Consider the following 983-nt stretch of genomic DNA (forward strand, 5'->3'; position numbering starts at 1 on the left):
CGGGTATAATGTTCTCTTATTAATAAAACCGCTTTACACACCCATCAACTGGACACTGTTAGAAAAGATCCGCTCGGTTCAGCATGGATGGTTATTGCCGCGCTCGGCTTTACCGTCATGAACCTCTCCGTCAAAGCCGCCTCAACGCAATTCGGCTTTTCCAGCGGCGAGCTGGTCTTTTGGCGCATGCTGGTCTCCACCCTGTTCTTAGGCATCATGGCCAAAGCGCAAGGCAACACATTTTCCACGCCGCATTGGAAAACCCATCTTAACCGCAGCGTCATCGGCACGCTTGCTATGATGTGCACGATTTATTCCGTCATGCATCTGCCGCTGGCAACAGGCGTCACACTCAACTACACGTCCTCCATCTGGCTTGCCATCTTTTCATTTTTCATTTTAAAAGAAAGAATTACGCTTTATACCCAAGCCATTTTGGTTATGGGCTTTATCGGCGTTATCCTGTTGCTCAACCCATCTTTTCAAGGCGGACAGGAATTTGCCGCGCTGGTCAGCTTAGCAGGCGGCGCCATGTCGGGCTGGGCGTATTTGAAGGTGCGCGAACTCTCGCTTTTGGGCGAGCCGGGCTGGCGCGTGGTGTTTTATCTGTCGCTTACCGGCCTGATTATGTCTGCCATTTGGAGTTGCTTTACCGGCTGGCATCCGCTGACCGTGTCTTCCCTGCCCTATCTGGCCGGCATCGGCATCTCCGCCATGATTGCCCAACTTGCCATGACCCGCGCCTATAAGGTCGGCAAGAAATTTACCGTTGCCTCGCTTTCCTACCTGGCTGTCGTTTTCTCCGCCCTGTCCGGCGTCCTGCTTTTCGGCGATAAAATCACTTGGCAGGAAGCCGCCGGCATGGTTCTCATTGTTGCAGGCGGCGTGTTCAGCAGTTTTACTCCGGCCTCAATCAAAAAATTTCTGATGAAGCAATAATTTAACAAGGAGAACACCATGATTTCCATCCGCGAACAATCTTA

The 983-nt window shown here is 51.8% G+C and carries 1 protein-coding gene; it reads left to right on the top strand.

The window, feature by feature from the left end; all coding sequences use genetic code 11:
* Nucleotides 1–48: 48 nt before the first annotated feature.
* A complete protein-coding gene (locus ACTHUM_RS15255; protein WP_440403321.1) occupies nucleotides 49–939 on the top strand; it encodes a DMT family transporter in 891 nt (296 codons plus the stop codon).
* Nucleotides 940–983: the final 44 nt, after the last annotated feature.

The sequence above is a fragment of the Neisseria sp. P0021.S006 genome (assembly GCF_051956895.1).